The organism is Leclercia barmai (genome assembly GCF_049312895.1).
GTDB lineage: Bacteria > Pseudomonadota > Gammaproteobacteria > Enterobacterales > Enterobacteriaceae > Enterobacter > Enterobacter barmai.
Genome location: NZ_JBMNWZ010000001.1, coordinates 1,546,265 through 1,561,255 on the forward strand (window position 1 = coordinate 1,546,265; position 14,991 = coordinate 1,561,255).

Below are 14,991 nucleotides of genomic sequence, written 5' to 3' on the forward strand. Positions count from 1 at the left end.
CTATGCTGGTAAACCTTTGCGACTACAAACAGAGCGTCACGCTGATTGCCAACAGCGGCGTACAGTTTCTTGATTTCGGCCTGACCCCGCAGGACTCCGCCCAGAGCGGGCGTTTTGTGCGTAAAACCGCCAACGGCCCCCTGTTGCGCCTGGATTACGATCTGGTCAATGGCCGCTACACCCTGCCCGCCACCCACGGCGGACAGCCGGAAGTGGTTAAACCGGAAAGCACCATCCCGCTGCAGCAGTCGCTGGCGGTGCTGGACGGCGTCTGGCTGCCGGTACCTTTCCTGCGCTTCAACCCGCCGCGCACCTTCGTCGAAGGCCCGGATAACTGGGCGCGCGTGCAGGTCCGCAAGCTGGAGACCCCGGATAACGCCGGAAACAGCCACCGCGTCACCCTGGCGCTGGACAGCCAGATTGCTGCCCACGCCACCAGCCCCCTGTCGCCGGTGGAAAATGACATTCTCAACGGTACCCGCTTCGCGCTGGCCTGGCGCGATGACGAAGTGGCGAACTTCCTCGACCAGACCTGGATTGACGGCTGGCTGCGCGAGGCCTTCACCCAGTACGCGACCGGCGTGGAGAACCGCGCTGAACGCGATCTTCAGCTGGCGATGCGCAACTTTGAGTACCAGGCGCACTGGCTGAACATTCTGGCGATGCTGGGCGAGCAGCTCACCGTCCCGGAAGTGAAATTTGTCACCCACACCCTCAGCACCCCGGCGATCCCGGTGGATCTGATTCTGGATGTCGGCAACACCCACACCTGCGGGGTGATCATCGAAGACCACGGTGACGCCAACGACGGCCTGCGCCAGACCGCCGAGCTGCAGGTGCGCTCGTTAAGCGAGCCGCAGTTCCTGAATGAGCCGCTGTTTACCAGCCGCCTGGAGTTCTCCGAAGCCCGTTTCGGCAAGCAGCACTTCTCGGTGGAGAGCGGGCGCGAAGACGCCTTTGTCTGGCCCTCCATCGTGCGCGTGGGCGACGAGGCGCGCAAGCTCGCCACCCAGCGTCTGGGCACCGAAGGCAACAGCGGCATCTCCAGCCCGCGCCGCTACCTGTGGGATGAAACCCCGGTGGTGCAGGACTGGCGCTTCAGCCAGATGAATGCCAAAACCCAGCGCGAGCCGCTGGCGACCGCCTTCCCGCTGATGAACCTGATGAACGACGACGGCCAGCCGCTGTTCACCCTGCCGCAGGATGAGCGTCTGCCGGTGTTTTCCCCGCAGTACAGCCGCAGCACCCTGATGACCCACATGCTCTGCGAGCTGCTGGCGCAGGCGCTGGGCCAGATCAACAGCGTTGCCACCCGTCTGCGTCTGGGCTTCCCGGCCTCACCGCGTCAGCTGCGCACCCTGATCCTCACCTTGCCGTCGGCGATGCCGAAGCAGGAGCGGGAGATCTTCCGCCGCCGCATGTTCGAAGCTATCGCCATCGTCTGGAAAGCGATGGGCTGGCACCCGCAGGATGACGACTTCTCCAGCCGTAAGCAGCAGGAAAAAAGCGTAGTGCCGGTGCCGGAGATCCAGATGGAGTGGGACGAGGCCAGCTGCGGCCAGCTGGTGTGGCTCTACAACGAGGCCATCTCCCACTACAACGGCCAGACGGAAGCGTTTTTCGCCGCCCTTGCCCGCCCGGATCGAGAGCCGGAGCCAGGTTGTCAGCCGGGGCGCGCCCTGCGCGTGGCCTCGATTGATATCGGCGGCGGTACCACTGATATGGCGATCACCCATTACCAGCTCGACGATGGTTCCGGCAGCAACGTCAAGATCACCCCGCAGCTGCTGTTCCGCGAAGGCTTTAAGGTGGCGGGCGACGACACGCTGCTGGACGTCATTCAGCGCTACATCCTGCCAGCCCTGCAGACGCAGTTGCAGAAATCCGGCATTGCCGATGCCTCCCTGCTGATGGCCTCGCTGTTTGGCGACTCCGGGCGCATCGACACCCAGGCGGTGCTGCGCCAGCAGACGGCGTTGCAGTTGTTTATGCCGATTGGCCATGCGATCCTCGCCGCCTGGGAAGCCAGCGACGTCGACGATCCGCTGGACGGGCTGCACGCCACCTTTGGCGATCTGCTGACCCGCAAGCCAACGCGCAACGTGATGAACTACCTGCAACAGGCTATCGAACACGCCCTGCCTGCGGGCTCCGCGCCGTTCGACCTGTTTGCCGTGCCGCTGCACGTCAACTTCCGCGAGATGCAGGACGCGATGCTGGCCGGGCACTTCACCCTGGCCGCGCCGCTGCACGCGGTGGCCGAGGCGATCTCTCACTACGCCTGCGATATTCTGCTGATCACCGGGCGTCCGGGCTGTCTGCCGGGCGTTCAGGCGCTGATCCGCCATCTGCAGCCGGTTCCGGTCAGCCGTATGGTGTGGCTGGACAAGTACCGGGTGCATGAGTGGTATCCGTTCAGCCAGCAGGGGCGCATCGGCAACCCGAAATCCACTGCCGCGGTCGGGGCGATGCTCTGTAGCCTGGCCCTGGATCTGCGCCTGCCGCGCTTCAACTTTAAGGCGGCGGATATCGGCGCCTACTCCACGGTGCGCTACCTGGGCGTGCTGGATAACACGGTGAATACCCTGCGCGACGAGAACGTCTGGTATCAGGACATCGACCTCGACAAGCCGGGAGCGAAGCTGGATACCCGGCTGCACTTCCCGCTGCGCGGCAACGTCACCCTCGGTTTCCGTCAGCTGGCGAACGCCCGCTGGCCTGCCACCCCGCTTTATACCCTGAGCATTAACTCGGCCGAGCTGGCAAAGTCCATCGCCGGGGACGGGGTGCTGAACGTGCGCCTGAAGCTCTGCGGCGGCACTAAACAGGAAGGCCCGGAAGCCTTTGAGCTGAGCGACGCCTGGCTGCAGGACGGCACGCCGGTGGCGGCTGATGCCCTGACCTTTAAACTGAATACTCTGGCCGATCGCCGACACAGCGGTAGCCATTACTGGATCGACAGCGGGAGCGTATACCTGAAATGACAGCCACGACGACCACTACTCAGGCGTTAATCGGGTGGATCAACGCAACGCGTCAGCACGCTCCGATCCTCGATAATGACGCCGACGCCCTGCTGGCGCGACTGGCGATGGCCGACGCGCGGGAAAACGCGATTGCACGTGCGCTGACCGCAGGCAGCACCATCGGCCTGTACGGCCACTCCCAGGGGGCGAAAGCGCATCTGCTCGCCACCCTGTGTGGCAGCGACAGTCAGCGAATGAACGTGACCGTCGGCCAGCGAACCTTTGACTATTTTTCGCATATCAACCCCGGCCACGCTCTGACCAACATGGCGCTGCGCTTCACTCCGAACGCGGCAGAAGTGGCAGACGACGCCTTTCCACTGCGCCTGAGCCTGCTCAGCGAAGCCGAACTGGTGCAGGTGTTTCTGGCCCGCGCCACGCTTCCGGCGGTGGATAAATCGGTTATCGAAGCGCGTCTGGAGAAGTGGCGCGCCCTGCGCCAGCCCCAGAGCGTACCGGGGATCACCCCCGCTGACGTTGGGACTATCGCCCACTACTGGCGCGACACGGTTCCCGCTGCGGCTCAGCAGATGGACGATGCCCTGTGGCACCAGTTCGCCCTGCTGCTGCCGTCGCTGGATCTGAGCACCCGGGCCAGCGTCTGGTCTTTACTCTGGGGCGAGCAGCAGGAGCTGACCCAGGAGTGGCTCAAGCTGGCGCATATTCTGCACCAGACCAGCCATGCCCAGGAGCTGGCCGCGCCGCTGAGCCTGCTGGTGGACAACTTTGGTCTGCCGACCGAAGGGTTCCTCACCCGCGGCGACATCGCCCTGCCGGACGTTCAGCAGGCGGTGCTGCATCCGCTGCACAACGGCGAACTGCTCAACGCCATCAGCATTCCGCTGGACGTGCTGGCCCTGCTGACCCGGGAGCTGATCCTGCCGGTTGAACAGTGCGCCCTGGCCGGGGTGGATATCATTGATATTCCTGCCCCGTCGGCCCAGCCGGATCTGCCTCTCGCCCAGGCCAAACAGCAGTGGCTGCTGGAGCACTATCGCCAACAACTGCAGCCGGACGTGCTGGTGATCTGCAATGCCACCGCCCATCACGGCCAGACCGCCCGAACCGCGAAAATGCTGCTCAACTGGGTGAAAGCCACCCAGCCGGGCGACGATGCCGCTCTGCCGGGCCTGGTGTGGGCCATTACCCCGCAGGATGCGCGTTTCACCCGCCGTACCAATCTTGACGAAGCCGTGCAGCAGCTGCTGGGTAAACCCGGCCAGCACTGGGGAACCTTGCAGGCGCTCGACACCAGCAGCATGCAGCGGGTGATCGAGTGGTTGTCCCAGGCGACGTTGTCCTCCCAGCGCCAGACCCGTTTGCAGGCGTTACGCCAGCAGCATCAGCGCCAGCTCCACCAGCTGATGCAGGGGTATATCGCCCCGCTGACTCAGGATCCTGCCGCTCAGCGCCTTGCCGCCGAAGCGATGGTGCGAGCCCTGCAAGGGAGCGCCGCCCGTCACGGCGAGCTTCTGGAGGGGCTACTCCCGCCGCTGCGCGCCTTTGAGACGCTGCTCGCCGTGCAGCAGCCGCGCGAGGAGCAGGTCAATGGTCTGTTTACCGACGCCATCGACCTGTTTGCCGACAGCGCCCATGACAGCGATGAGATCCTACAGCCCACCGACAAGGCCCGTCTGGCGCATCAGGTGTGGATCAATCACCTGCGCCAGTGGAGCCGTGACGAGGCGGTCGCCAGCCGTCTGGGTCTTGAGACCGCGATCCTCCAGCAGATCGGCGATGTGCTGGTGATCGCCAGCTACCGCCTGAACCTGCTTGCGCAGCTGAAGAAAATTGTCGATACCGATAAAAGCAGCGCCGCGCAACTGCATGCCGCCCTGGGTAACTTTGTCGGCTGGGTCGGCTACGCGCAGACCCCAGCCTCTGAACGCCCGGTCAGCCGCATCCGCAAGGGCCAGCCGGTGTTTGTGACGCCAGCGGTCATCAGCAGCGCGCCACGCTTAACCCGCCTCGGGGAGCAGCCGGTGCATGCCGCCACGGCCTATGTTTACGACTGGCTGGTGGCGCTGTACACCCAGGCGATTGATAACATCGGGTATCAGCATCCCCATGACCTGACGCAGGAAGACCGTCGCCAGTTGCAGGGCTTGCTCGCCTGAAACCGACGCCTGATGGCGCTACGCTTATCAGGCCTACAGTCAATGCAGATTGTAGGCCTGATAAGGTGCTTGCACCGCTTCCGGCGAATATAAATTTCACTGATGTTCGAAAATATATTAATTCAGCAAAATAATATGAAATAAACCAACGCGTAATTTCAATAAAACTTGAGAGACATTTTTCTTCATACGGTGTTAAAAACACAGGCTAATTAAATACCTCTCAGGCCATTATGTTTAATTCCCTGCTCTATATTTCACGCCGTCAGGCGTTGCTGTTTTGCTTATTACTCGCCTTCTTTGAACTTCTGACCTATATCGCCAGCGATGCCATTATGCCCGGCATGCTGGCGGTGGTCGCCGATTTCCACGCTGAGCCGCACTACGTGCCCTGGTCGCTGAATGCCTATCTGCTTGGCGGCGTGGCGTTTCAATGGCTGCTGGGACCGCTGTCAGACTGCCATGGCCGACGCCCGCTATTGCTGGCAGGTTCCGCCCTGTTTGCCATCGCCTGCGTGATAACGCCCTTTACCGTCACCATTGAGCAGTTCACGGCGCTGCGCTTTATTCAGGGTATGGGGCTGGGGTTTGTGGTGGTGGTCAGCTACCCGGCATTGCAGGAGAGTTTTAACGAGGCGGACGCAATACGCCTGATCGCGATCATCGCCAACATCGCCCTGCTTTCCCCTCTGCTGGGGCCGCTGCTGGGAACCGTACTGCTCACCTGGATCTCCTGGCAAAGCCTGTTTATTCTGCTTGCCGCCTTCGCCGCGCTGTGCACGCTCGGGCTGCTGCGCTGGATGCCTGAAACCCTCGGCGTCGCACGGCGGGACGCCAGTCCCCTTGCCCGTCAGCCCTTTAATCTGAAAAGCCTTGCCCGGACCTATGGCGAACTGCTGCGTAACCGCCGTTTTCTGGCGGGGTGCGCCGCGCTCGGCCTGACCGGACTCCCCCTGATGGCCTGGATCGCCCTTTCTCCGCTGCTGCTGGTGAAAAATCTGGGTATGAGCAATCTGGAATATGCCCTCTGGCAGCTGCCGATATTTGGCGCGTTAATCGCCGGAAATATCACGCTCAATTTCATCGCCGATAAATACGATCTTTCCCGACTACTGTTTTTATCTTCCATTCCGCTGTTTGCCGGTCTGGTTATTGCGTTAATTAGCACTCTGCTGTTTGACTCAATTTATGTGCTGGCGGCGGGGCTGGGGATTTACGCCTTCGGGCTGGGAATTTGCAACGCCACGCTGTACCGCCTCACCCTCTTCTCCTCGTCGCATGGTATGGGTTCGGTCTCTGCCATGCTGGGGATGATCTCGGTCGGCATCTTCAGCCTCGGCGGCACCCTGCTGGCCCTGCTGGGAGCCGGAGAGAGCCTGGTCGACTTTATTGTTCTTACCGCGCTCCCGGCGCTGGTTGCGCTGCTGCTGATAAAAACACTTCTCACCCGGACGGATGAACCGGTTGCCGCTTAAGTCACTAACAGAATATGGACGTTAATTATGATGACTATCCCCAGTGTTGAGGCGCTATGCGCGCTTGCACACCCCTACCAACGCAGTGCCGAAACGGATCGGCTGTTCGACTCGGCCATGCGCGAAATTGTCGCCTATCATGCGCAAAACACGCCCGACTATGCCCGCTGGCTGAGCCACCATGGCATCGATCCCGCATCCCTGACGCTGGATTCCTGGGCGCATCTTCCGCCCGTTTTCGCTAACTACTTCAAGCGCAACCTTCTCCTCAGCGCCAGCGGACAAGAGGCGCTGGAGCTGACGTCGTCGGGCACCAGCGGTCAGAAAAGCCGGATGCGGTTTGATTCCCGCAGCATCGGAGCCGCGCAGTTTATGGTGGACAGGATCTTTGACCATTACGGCTGGAACACGCCGGATACCCCCTGCAACTATCTGCTGCTGAGCTATGAACCGGCAGAGACCATCACCCTCGGCACCGCCTATACGGATCAGTTTCTTTGTAAATATGCCCCGGTCAAATCCGCCGTCTACGCCCTGCGCCACACCGGTCGCGGCCATGAGTTTGATCCTTTTGGCGTGATCCGCGCGCTGCAGGCCTTTGCCGAAGATGGTGCCCCGGTGCGGATCCTGGGCTTCCCGGCGTTTATGTGGTTCGTGCTTGAACGGATGCGGGAGATGGGGCTGCCTGACCTGAAACTGCCTGCCGACTCACTGACCTTTTTTGGCGGCGGCTGGAAGACCCACGCCGACCAGGAGATCCCGAAACAGCACTTCTATTCCCGCCTGGGGGAGCAGTTGGGGATCGACGATGGTCGTTGCCGGGATGGCTACGGCTCAGTTGAGCACTGCGTGCCTTACGTGGAGTGCGCCCATCACCATTTCCATCTGCCGGTTTACGCCCGGGCGTGGACCCGCGATACCGCGACCTTTGCCGTTAACGACTACGGCAAGAGCGGCTTTTTGCAGTTCGTCTCGCCTTATATCACCTCCAGTCCGGCGCACAGCGTGGTGATGAGCGACCTAGCGGTGCTGCACCGGGCAGAAACCTGCGGCTGCGGTCTGCAGACAGACTGGTTTGAACTGCTGGGACGCGCCAGCAACAGCAAGGCCCGCAGCTGTGCGCTGGCGGCGTCTGAACTGATTCGGGAGAAATAATATGTATCTGATCCATGGAGAGTGTCATTCACAGATGACCCCAGAGCAGGCGCTGGCTCTGCTGAATAAAAGCGTGCCAACCACCCTCAGCAAGCCGCTGCCGCCGGAGATCCTGCTGGCCTGCGCCGGACGCTTTGTGGCGCGCTTAGCCGACCCGGCTTTTCTGCCGGAGATCGCAGGGACTGTCCGGGAGGACGTGCGCCAGTTCTGCCAGCCTGAGACACTGCGCAACAAAATGGAGCATGAGCTTGGGGAAAGCCCCTTCTCGCTGCGTCGCCGGGATTTCCGCAAACCTCACTTTGAGAGCTGGCGTCCGCTGGGCGTGGTAGTGCATATCACCCCGGCGAATGCCGAGCTGCTGCCGTTTATGGCGACCCTGGAGAGCCTGCTGGCGGGCAATATCAACTGGCTGCGTACCAGCGCCAGAGATAACGGAATAACCCGCATCCTGCTCCAGGCGTTTATACGCTGCGATGAGACCGGGATGCTGACCAACAGGGTGGCCATTCTTCCCGTTGCCACGAAAGCGCTGCCGCTGCTGCTGAAACACGCCGACGGCGTCTCCGCATGGGGCGGTGATGCGGCGCTGGATGCCATCCGTCAGCAGCTGCCGGGCGGCTGCCGCTGGATCCCCTGGGGACACAAAATCAGCTTCGCCTGGCTGGTGCCGGATGCCATCACCGACACTACATTGGGTGCGCTGGCCGACGAGATCTGCCAGTTTAACCAGCAGGCCTGTTCCAGTCCGCAGGTGGTCTTTGTGGATACCTGCAATATGCGCACGATGAAAGAGACCGGCGAGCGGCTGGCAACGGCGATGCAGCGTCGTTGCGTCCACTGGAGCACGCTGACGCCGGACGAGAAATCGGCGGCCGATATCACCAGCATGGCGGCGTTTCTTGAACTGGATAGCGTTTTTACCGGCACCCAAAGCCAGCAGTGGACCGGTGACGGCTGGCGAATTCTGCTGCAAAACAGCGTTGCGCTCGAACCCTCACCGCTCTATCGCACCGTACTGCTGCGCCCGCTTCCCCGCCACGAGCTGGTTCAGACCCTTCTCCCCTGGCGGCACTACCTGCAAACCTGCGGCCTGCTGGCTCGCGACAGGGATATCGTGACCCTGAGCCAGCTTTTACTGGCGGCGGGCGTGAACCGGGTCACCCCGGTGGGCGGAATGCATCAAAGTTATGACGGCGAGCCGCACGACGGCGTGTTTGCCCTTACCCAACTGACGCGCAGAGTCAGCGTCACGCTGGATGAGGCGACCCTGCCTCGCCAGGCAACGCTGGATCTGAATCCTGGTGCGCCGCAGCTGCCCGCGAATCAGCCGATTATGGATAAATTGGCCTTCAATGAAAGCGCCATGCAGGCCAGCGCCCAGCTCTGGTTCCGCAGCGGCGGCAGCAGCGGCGTGCCGAAGCTCTCGGGCTTTACCTATCGCGATTATCACCGCCAGATGCAGGCTGCCGCCCACGGTATGTTTGCCGCCGGGCTCGATCCCGCCCACGACAAGGTACTCAACCTGATGTATGCCGGAAATCTGTATGGCGGCCTGCTCAGCTTCTTTACCGTGCTAGACAATCTTGGGGTGACGCATCTGCCAATGGGCGGGCCGCACGATGAGGATTACGCCGGGATTGCCCGGACCATTGTGGACCAGCAGGTTGATACGCTGATCGGCATGCCAAGCACTCTTTATCAGCTTTTCTGCCGGGAAGAAAAACAGCTGCGCGCCTACGGCGGCGTCCGCAAGCTGCTGCTCGGGGGCGAACATATGGGAGCCGTCCAGCGCAAGTTTATCGAGAGTTTTGGCGTCGGGACGATCCGCTCCGCGCTGTACGGCTCGGTGGATGCCGGGCCGCTGGGGCATGCCTGTACGGCCAGCCCTGACGGTGTATTCCATTTGATGGCGGATATCCAGTGGCTGGAGATCGTCGATCGGGAGTGCGACAAACCGGTCGGCGTCGGGGAGGTGGGCCGCCTGCTGTTCACCTCCCGGGCGCGCGAGGGGCAAAAGGTGGTGCGCTATGAGATTGGTGATCTGGGACGCTGGGTTGAGGGCGAGTGCGCCTGCGGTGCGGTCACGCCGCGTTTCGAACTGCTGGGCCGTCACGGCAGCATGGTGCGTATCGGCACGATGTTTATCCAGCCTCAGGCGCTGGCGGCACTGGCGGGCGTGCAGGTGCAGCTGATCCTTGAGCATAACGCCGTGAGCGGGCTGGAGCGTATCAGGGTGCTGACCGAGGGCGATCGGCGGGAAACCCTCCACCGCATCAGCAGCGACCCGGAGCTGGCGATGGCGCTGGCGTCGTCGTTACTCGAAGTGAAAGTGGAGCGGCGCGATTACAGGGAATTTGAGCGCCATTCACAAAGCGGTAAGACGCCGTTAGTGATTGATAGACGTCGATAAGCTCTGTACCAGGATGGTATGAAATTTAAAGGAATATGACAGATGACAAACTCAGATAGTCTGCGACAGCTGGTCGATTTCGCCCGGCAACACTCGCCGTTTTACGCGCACCATTTTCAGCATCTGCCGGATCGCGGCTGGACGCTGACGGACCTGCCGCTGGTCGACCCCGAGCGCTACTGGAAAGAGAGCGCGGGCTTAAAGAACTGGCCGGTGCTGACGGGCACCGTTGAAAACGGCATTGTCTTTAAAACGGGCGGCACCACCGGCGGAGGGAAACTCTCCGTTTACAGCCGCGAAGAGTGGCAGGTGTTCGTCACCAGCTTTGGCCGTAGCCTGTCGGCCCAGCTTAAGGCCGGGGATCGCGTGGCGAACCTGTTCTTCGCCGGGGATCTCTATTCCAGCTTTCTGTTCATCCACGGCGCGCTGTCGCACATGGAAACGCCGGTGTGTGAATATCCGTTCAGCGGGATGATGGAGCCTCACGCCCTGGCGGGGCAACTCGTCCAGCACGACATCAACGTGCTGGTGGGCGTACCCGCGATGCTGCTGAATTTTGCCGCCATCATGGCGGAACAGCAGCGCCAGTTTCCGGCCATCACCACCCTGCTGTTTGGCAGCGAAAGCCTGTTCGCGGAGCAGATGCAGCTGCTGAAACAGGTCTTCCCCCACGCCCGCGTCGCCTCCATCGGCTGCGCCAGCGTGGATGCCGGACTGATAGGCGCAAGCACCCTGGATTGCCGCTCCGGCGAGCACCGGGTGTTTGAGCCCGAAACGCGGGTAGAAATTATTGACGAAGTGACAGGCGAACCTATCGACGAGATGGACCGCAGCGGGATGCTGGTCGTGACCAACCTGACCCGCAGGCTGATGCCGTTAATTCGCTATCCAACGGGAGATCGCGCCGCGTGGCGTGAACCTGTCGGCAGCCCGACGCGCAAATTTGTACTTCAGGGGCGCAGCAGCCTGGGCCATCGGCTGCGGGTGGGCTATGCGTCGATATTCCCGGATGAGATCGACGCCCTGATAACAGAGCAGCTCGGCAAGACGCAGTGGCAACTGCTGCTGGAGCACAACGATAACTGTGATTATGTCACCCTGCGCATCGCCTGTTCCGGCAGTGAGCATCACGCCGAACGTGTGATTCACGGGCTGGTCGATGGCGATCATGCCCTGGCGGAGATGATCGCCGCCCGCCAGCTGCATCTGCGCATTCAGTGGTGCCAGCAGGTGGAACTCATCTGCAATCCTCGCACCGGAAAACTGCTGCGGGTTATCGATCTTCGCGCCTATCAAACCGTCGGAGAGACATCGTGATCGCTATCCGCTGCTTTCAGCCAGATGATGCCTCGGGCGTCAGCGCGCTGTTTCGCCTGGTGTATGGCGAACGTTATGTCTATCCGGATATCTATTTGCCGGGCATGATCGGCTGGCATAACAGCCAGGGCCACTGGCGCAGCGCCGTGGCGGAACAAAACGGCGTGATTGTCGGGCATGCCACGCTCTGGCGGCAGCAGCCAGAGGATCGGCACGCGGAACTGGCGATGTTCGTCACCCATCCGTCGATACGCCATCGCGGTATTGCCACCGCCCTGGGGCAGCATCTGTGTGCCACGGCGCAAAAGATGCGGCTCAGTACGCTGACCATCAAAATGGTATGCAGCCATCCCCACTCCCAGCAGCTGGCAAAAACGCTGGAATTTCACGCCACGGCACTGCTGCGGGATTACGTCGCATCCCCCTTTGCCGCCGGGCAGCGCGAGAGCGTGATTTTTGGCGTGCGGGCGCTGAAACCGCGTCCCGTTCCCCTGCTTTGTGCGCCGCATAACGGCTGGTTATCGTTGCTGGCAAACGGGTTTGGCTCAGCCCCGCTGCCCCAGGCCAGCCCCGCAATCGTCCCCGTAGAAACGACGCTCGCCGGTGAGCGGGTGGATATCACGGTTCATGCCTTGCAGGGAGCCATTTGCGACGACCTCGCCCGCTTCCCCGAAAATCGCCTGGTCTATGTTCGGATACCGGTTGATGACGGGCTGATGACCCACCTGCCGGTTTTACATCATGCGGGATTTCGGGATATGGGGCTTAAACCTGCCAGCGAGGGCCGCTGGTGGTGGTTGTTACAACGGGGATTCAGTACGCAGGAACTGCCGCTCAGTTGCCCTTTCGCCAGCGCATTGCAGGCGAACGCGCGGGTCTGAGCGGGAACATCAAAACAGCGAGATCAGCAGTGCGACCGGGAAGCTCATCGGCCAGGTGGAGCCCACCAGAAAGGCGCTCAGAAAGCGGATACGTTTACGATCTTTGGAGAGAAACCAGGTGATCAGGGCGCTAATCGTCGCCATGACGGCGTAAAACATTAACATCTTTTGGTACAACGTCATTTCAATGACCCAATTTGCTGTTCAATAACCGCGCGCAATATGCGACATATGTTGATAAGGATCAAGTTTTTTTGTTACACATTATCCACGTTTTTTGCGTGGTAATAACAGTTGGGTAGCATTCGCTACAACTTTTTGACGGGGTTTTTCGGGGCTATCAATAACCAGAGCCGCACTAAGCGGCCCTGGTTTCCGGCTCTATTTCTTAACCGGTTGAGGCTTTTTGTTACCCGAATCGGGTACTTTACGGGATTTGTCTTTATCGACTTGTAGCATCAGACTCTCCTTTGTGGCCCTCGGAATAAGTAAGTATAGCCTACCTGAGGAGTACCACTTAAAAGCGCATTTTAAATGCACATTTTAGCAACTACTGCGCATCCATCCGTGCTGTAATAACCCTAATTCTTACAGGGAGGATGTTATGCTGCGTATTCCGCAAAGTTGTATTCATACCCGTTCCACACCGTTCTGGACCAAAGCCTCTGCCCCACCGGGCATCTTTAAGCGCCATCTCGATACCGGCACCCGGCCGGGCGTCTATCCACGTCTTAGCGTCATGCAGGGCGCGGTACGTTATCTCGGCTACGCCGACGAAACCTCACCTGAACCGGACAGCATCCTGATTATTGAAGCTGGCCATTTTGGCGTCTTTCCGCCTGAACGCTGGCATCACATCGAGGTGATGACCGAAGACACGTATTTCAATATCGACTTTTTCGTCGAACCCGACGTGTTGAGAAGTCGTAAATAGAGAAGGAGTTACATCATGGGTAAAGCAACCTATACCGTCACCGTTACCAATAACAGCAACGGCGTATCGGTGGATCATGAGACGGAGACGCCGATGGAGCTGTTGATCCCGGACGTCGCCGCTGAGGTGGTGAAAAACCTGGTGAATACCGTGCGCGCTTACGACACGGAAAATGAGCATGAGGTGTGCGGCTGGTAGTTTACCGCCGCAACCAGTTACATCTTAAGCAGTTCAAGCACCGTTTGCGGCACCTGATTCGCTATTTTCAGGGCCGCATTCTGGCTCTGCTCCAGGATCTGCGCCCGGGCAAGCTGGCTGGCCTCGGCGGCATAATCGGCGTCCTGAATTCGGCTGCGGGCGGTTTGCATCGCCACGCTCTGCTGGGACAGCACCGCTTTGCTCGATTCAAACCGGTTCATCATCGCGCCATACTGCCCGCGATAGCTGCTCACCTTGTCCAGCGCAGCATCCAGTAATCCCATGCTTTTCCGGGCACCCGCTTCGGTGGTCATGTCGGTACCTTCCAGCTGCAGCGTCTTCAGATCCGTCGGGGTCGGCTCAATGGTGGTGGTCTGCATCTCCTCCCCGAAGTTGGCGCTGGTGACGACCTCTATCGGCCGACTCTGCTTCGGCGGAACCGCAGGCGTAATAGTGGGCGCTGGCAGCGTTCCCCAGGTAATGTTGCTGGTGAAAGAGCCGCTCCCCACCACCATCACCAGCAGATCTTCCGTCACCGTATCCAGCGTGACGCGTTCGATGCGGTTAGAACCGTTGGCACCATCGTTCCAGGCACCGCTCGCGACGTCTTCATACCGGTCGCCATCGCCGCTGTAGGTAATAGTCATGCCGTTATAGTTGAGCGCTTCGCCGCTCAGGCTCCAGCTGGGGCCACCGTCGATCAGCTGAGAGTCATCGTAGACCGCCCCGCTGCTGAAACCGTTTTTGGCGGTTAGCACCGATGCGGTGGCTTTCGCCCCGTCGGTGATTCCCCGGCTGACCCAGGTGTAATCCGCATCCGGGCCGTTTAACGGCGTGCCGGCGAGATGTTTCCCGTCGCGGGTAAATATCTGCAGATCGTCATCCAGGCCCAGTGAATCAATAGTGATGGTGATATTTGTCGATCCGGCGGGAATATAGGCCAGTGGAATAATTCCCGAGCTGAAGGAATAATCGGTACCCGCCACCGGGAATTTGGTATTCAGCGGCGCGACATCGCCAATTAATTGTGGTGGTAATACCGGCTTGTCAGTCGCCAGCGGATATTGGCCAAAAATCTCAGTTTGTTCAGATATCTGGGTAATGGTTGCCAGGATCTGCTGATACTCCTGGTTAATACTGTCCCGATCCGACTGCGATAAGGTGCCGTTCGCCGCCTGGATAGCGAGACCTTTGGCTTTGATCAGCATATTACCGATATCGCTGAGGCTCCCTTCCGCCGTCTGCGCCAGGCTTATGGCGTCGTCGAGCCCCCGGGTGATAACGCTATCGGCATTGATATTTGAGAACATCCGGTTGGCAATTGCCTGTCCGGCCGCGTCATCCTTTGCGCTGTTAATACGAAGTCCTGAGGAGAGCCGCTCAATGGATTGAGAAAGCAACGTGGTGTTAGCTTTCCGGGACTTAAGCGAGAGCCCGGCAATCTCGTTATGATTAATTGCAAGCATGATGAACAGGGC

At 60.4% G+C, this 14,991-nt stretch carries 11 protein-coding genes; 9 read left to right on the top strand and 2 right to left on the bottom strand.

Going from position 1 to position 14,991, the window contains the following annotated elements; genetic code table 11:
- Nucleotides 1-2 precede the first annotated feature (2 nt).
- The 7 genes from ACOYA6_RS07365 to ACOYA6_RS07395 all read left to right on the top strand — a co-directional run bounded on the left by ACOYA6_RS07365 (nucleotide 3) and on the right by ACOYA6_RS07395 (nucleotide 12,381).
- Nucleotides 3-2,984: a virulence factor SrfB gene (locus tag ACOYA6_RS07365; protein WP_422654513.1), complete on the top strand. Its 2,982-nt coding sequence runs from the start codon at nucleotides 3-5 to the stop codon at nucleotides 2,982-2,984.
- Nucleotides 2,981-5,143: a virulence factor SrfC family protein gene (locus tag ACOYA6_RS07370; protein ID WP_422654393.1), complete on the top strand. Its 2,163-nt coding sequence runs from the start codon at nucleotides 2,981-2,983 to the stop codon at nucleotides 5,141-5,143. Before ACOYA6_RS07365 ends, ACOYA6_RS07370 begins: the two co-directional genes overlap by 4 nt.
- A gap of 233 nt (nucleotides 5,144-5,376) precedes the next feature.
- A complete protein-coding gene (locus tag ACOYA6_RS07375; RefSeq protein ID WP_422654394.1) occupies nucleotides 5,377-6,618 on the top strand; it encodes an MFS transporter in 1,242 nt (413 codons plus the stop codon).
- A 27-nt stretch (nucleotides 6,619-6,645) separates the two neighbouring features.
- Nucleotides 6,646-7,773: a LuxE/PaaK family acyltransferase gene (locus tag ACOYA6_RS07380; RefSeq protein WP_422654395.1), complete on the top strand. Its 1,128-nt coding sequence runs from the start codon at nucleotides 6,646-6,648 to the stop codon at nucleotides 7,771-7,773.
- Nucleotide 7,774: 1 nt separating this feature from the next.
- Nucleotides 7,775-10,183: an acyl-CoA reductase gene (locus tag ACOYA6_RS07385; protein WP_422654396.1), complete on the top strand. Its 2,409-nt coding sequence runs from the start codon at nucleotides 7,775-7,777 to the stop codon at nucleotides 10,181-10,183.
- A gap of 42 nt (nucleotides 10,184-10,225) precedes the next feature.
- Nucleotides 10,226-11,500 carry a phenylacetate--CoA ligase family protein gene (locus ACOYA6_RS07390; protein WP_422654397.1) on the top strand — a complete coding sequence of 425 codons (1,275 nt, stop codon included), beginning with the start codon at nucleotides 10,226-10,228 and terminating at the stop codon, nucleotides 11,498-11,500.
- Nucleotides 11,497-12,381: a GNAT family N-acetyltransferase gene (locus ACOYA6_RS07395; protein WP_422654398.1), complete on the top strand. Its 885-nt coding sequence runs from the start codon at nucleotides 11,497-11,499 to the stop codon at nucleotides 12,379-12,381. The genes ACOYA6_RS07390 and ACOYA6_RS07395 overlap by 4 nt, the downstream gene beginning before the upstream one ends.
- Nucleotides 12,382-12,390: 9 nt before the next feature.
- Here the strand turns inward: ACOYA6_RS07395 and ACOYA6_RS07400 are convergent, their stop codons facing one another.
- Nucleotides 12,391-12,564 carry a GhoT/OrtT family toxin gene (locus ACOYA6_RS07400; RefSeq protein WP_072036615.1) on the bottom strand — a complete coding sequence of 58 codons (174 nt, stop codon included), beginning with the start codon at nucleotides 12,562-12,564 and terminating at the stop codon, nucleotides 12,391-12,393.
- 421 nt (nucleotides 12,565-12,985) lie between these two features.
- Between ACOYA6_RS07400 and ACOYA6_RS07405 the strand changes: the two genes are divergently transcribed.
- Nucleotides 12,986-13,315: a TehB family protein gene (locus tag ACOYA6_RS07405; RefSeq protein ID WP_039028661.1), complete on the top strand. Its 330-nt coding sequence runs from the start codon at nucleotides 12,986-12,988 to the stop codon at nucleotides 13,313-13,315.
- 15 nt (nucleotides 13,316-13,330) lie between these two features.
- The gene (locus ACOYA6_RS07410) at nucleotides 13,331-13,513 is read left to right on the top strand and encodes a DUF1869 domain-containing protein (protein ID WP_039028660.1); all 183 of its coding nucleotides are present in this window, start codon (nucleotides 13,331-13,333) and stop codon (nucleotides 13,511-13,513) included.
- A gap of 17 nt (nucleotides 13,514-13,530) precedes the next feature.
- Here the strand turns inward: ACOYA6_RS07410 and ACOYA6_RS07415 are convergent, their stop codons facing one another.
- Nucleotides 13,531-14,979, bottom strand: coding sequence for a flagellin N-terminal helical domain-containing protein (locus ACOYA6_RS07415; protein ID WP_422654399.1), 1,449 nt, complete (start codon nucleotides 14,977-14,979; stop codon nucleotides 13,531-13,533).
- Nucleotides 14,980-14,991 lie beyond the last annotated feature (12 nt).